Below are 3,435 nucleotides of genomic sequence, written 5' to 3'. Positions count from 1 at the left end.
TCCGGCGGTGTCCTACTCTCCCACAACCCTTCGGTTGCAGTACCATCGGCGCTGTCAGGCTTAGCTTCCGGGTTCGGAATGGGACCGGGCGTTTCCCTGACGCTATAACCACCGAAACACTATGAAACACACTCTCCACCGATCTTGCTGGTGGTTGTGTGGTGTTTCAGAGCTGTAGAGTGGATGCGTAACATCTTTGTGGGCAAGTCCTCGGCCTATTAGTACCAGTCAACTCGACAACACATTACTGTGCTTCCATTTCTGGCCTATCAACCCAATGGTCTGTTGGGGGCCTTAACCCACAAGGGGTGGGATACCTCATCTTGGAACAGGCTTCCCGCTTAGATGCCTTCAGCGGTTATCCCTTCCGAACGTGGCCAACCAGCCATGCCACTGGCGTGACAACTGGCATACCAGAGGTTCGTCCGTCCCGGTCCTCTCGTACTAGGGACAGCCTTCCTCAAGTATCCTACGCGCGCGGCGGATAGGGACCGAACTGTCTCACGACGTTCTAAACCCAGCTCGCGTGCCGCTTTAATGGGCGAACAGCCCAACCCTTGGGACCTACTCCGGCCCCAGGATGCGACGAGCCGACATCGAGGTGCCAAACCATGCCGTCGATATGGACTCTTGGGCAAGATCAGCCTGTTATCCCCGGGGTACCTTTTATCCGTTGAGCGACACCCCTTCCACCAGGTGGTGCCGGATCACTAGTCCCGACTTTCGTCCCTGCTCGACATGTCTGTCTCACAGTCAAGCTCCCTTGTGCACTTGCACTCAACACCTGATTGCCAACCAGGCTGAGGGAACCTTTGGGCGCCTCCGTTACTCTTTAGGAGGCAACCGCCCCAGTTAAACTACCCATCAGGCACTGTCCCTGAACCAGATCATGGTCCGAGGTTCAGATTCCCAATCCGACCAGAGTGGTATTTCAACAACGACTCCACCAACACTAGCGTGCCGGCTTCACAGTCTCCCACCTATCCTACACAAGCCGAACCGAAAACCAATACCAAACTATAGTAAAGGTCCCGGGGTCTTTCCGTCCTGCCGCGCGTAACGAGCATCTTTACTCGTAGTGCAATTTCGCCGGGCCTGTGGTTGAGACAGCCGGAAAGTCGTTACGCCATTCGTGCAGGTCGGAACTTACCCGACAAGGAATTTCGCTACCTTAGGATGGTTATAGTTACCACCGCCGTTTACTGGCGCTTAAATTCTCAGCTTCACCCCCAAAGGGGTTAACCGGTCCTCTTAACGTTCCAGCACCGGGCAGGCGTCAGTCCATATACATCGTCTTGCGACTTCGCATGGACCTGTGTTTTTAGTAAACAGTCGCTTTCCGCTGGTCTCTGCGGCCACCCACCCCTAGTCCGCAAGGGACTTCAGAGTGTTTGGCCCCCCTTCTCCCGAAGTTACGGGGGCATTTTGCCGAGTTCCTTAACCACAGTTCACCCGATCGCCTTAGTATTCTCTACCTGACCACCTGTGTTGGTTTGGGGTACGGGCCGTGCACGCACTCGCTAGAGGCTTTTCTCGGCAGCATAGGATCACTCTACTTCACCTCAATCGGCTACGCATCACGTCTCAACCTATATGAATGGCGGATTTGCCTACCATTCGGTCTACACGCTTACACCAGTACTACCACTCACTGGCGGAGCTACCTTCCTGCGTCACCCCATCACTCGACTACTACGGAATCAGATCCCACGCTCCACACAGAAACCTCCATCCGAAGACTTCGGTAACTGGCTTTGGGTGGTTAGTATCAACCGCCTCATCCTGGGCGCACGTGCTCGGGTACGGGAATATCAACCCGTTATCCATCGACTACGCCTGTCGGCCTCGCCTTAGGTCCCGACTTACCCTGGGCGGATTAGCCTGGCCCAGGAACCCTTGGTCATCCGGCGGCAGAGTTTCTCACTCTGCATTCGCTACTCATGCCTGCATTCTCACTCCCACACCCTCCACGACTGGCTTCCGCCGCCGCTTCCCTGGATGCAGGACGCTCCCCTACCCATCCACACGACTAGACACTCCCGCAAGGAGAATGCCGATCTACATGTGTGAATGACACAGCTTCGGCGGTGTGCTTAAGCCCCGCTACATTGTCGGCGCAGGACCACTTGACCAGTGAGCTATTACGCACTCTTTCAAGGGTGGCTGCTTCTAAGCCAACCTCCTGGTTGTCTGGGCAATCCCACATCCTTTCCCACTGAGCACACACTTAGGGGCCTTAGCTGGTGTTCTGGGCTGTTTCCCTCTCGACGACGAAGCTTATCCCCCGCCGTCTCACTGCCACACTCTCACACCACGGTATTCGGAGTTTGGTTGATTTCGGTAACCCGGTAAGGCCCCTAGACCATCCAGTAGCTCTACCCCCGTGGAGAAACATGTGACGCTGCACCTAAATGCATTTCGGGGAGAACCAGCTATCACGGAGTTTGATTGGCCTTTCACCCCTACCCACAGCTCATCCCCTCAGTTTTCAACCTAAGTGGGTTCGGCCCTCCACGTCGTCTTACCGACGCTTCAGCCTGGCCATGGGTAGATCACTCCGCTTCGGGTCTAGACCACGCGACTCAATCGCCCTATTCAGACTCGCTTTCGCTACGGCTACCCCACACGGGTTAACCTCGCCACGCAGCACTAACTCGCAGGCTCATTCTTCAAAAGGCACGCCATCACCTCAACATCACAAAGATGTGCTCGGGCTCTGACGGCTTGTAGGCACACGGTTTCAGGTACTCTTTCACTCCCCTCCCGGGGTACTTTTCATCTTTCCCTCACGGTACTAGTCCGCTATCGGTCTTCAGGAAGTATTTAGGCTTACCGGGTGGTCCCGGCAGATTCACAGCAAATTCCACGAGCTCGCTGCTACTCGGGAACACCACCAAGGTCTCAGAAACTGGTTTTCGCGTACGGGACTCTCACCCACTCCGGTCGCCCATCCCAAGGCGTTCCACTAACCAGCACATCAACCCGAGAACCTGTCAGAATTCTCAAGGCGGGTCCCACAACACCACACACACAACGCCTGACAGCTTGACATGTGCAAGGTTTAGCCTCTTCCGCTTTCGCTCGCCACTACTCACGGAATCACGGTTGTTTTCTCTTCCTACGGGTACTGAGATGTTTCACTTCCCCGCGTTCCCTCCACACACCCTATATATTCAGATGCGGGTAACACCACATAACTGGTGCTGGGTTTCCCCATTCGGAAATCCTCGGATCACAGCTCGGTTGACAGCTCCCCGAGGCATATCGCAGCCTCCCACGTCCTTCATCGGCTCCTGAAGCCAAGACATCCACCATGTGCCCTTAACAACTTGACCACAAAGATGCTCGCATCCACTCTACAGTTCTCAAACACCACACCAGAAACAAACGTCCCAGGGCGTAAGCCCCTCGGCGTGTTGCCTCAGGACCCAACAG

The 3,435-nt window shown here is 55.5% G+C and carries 2 rRNA genes; both read right to left on the bottom strand.

The features are described from left to right. Window positions 1–116: ribosomal RNA gene (gene rrf / locus ED92_RS41240) — 5S ribosomal RNA — on the bottom strand; the annotation flags it as partial. A gap of 82 nt (window positions 117–198) precedes the next feature. Next, a 23S ribosomal RNA gene (locus ED92_RS41235) occupies window positions 199–3,335 on the bottom strand. Window positions 3,336–3,435: the final 100 nt, after the last annotated feature.

It is taken from the genome of Amycolatopsis sp. MJM2582, assembly GCF_000754115.1.
Classification (GTDB): domain Bacteria; phylum Actinomycetota; class Actinomycetes; order Mycobacteriales; family Pseudonocardiaceae; genus Amycolatopsis; species Amycolatopsis japonica.
The sequence above is the reverse complement of the archived record's forward strand: the minus strand, read 5'-3'. Positions and strand labels throughout refer to the sequence as shown.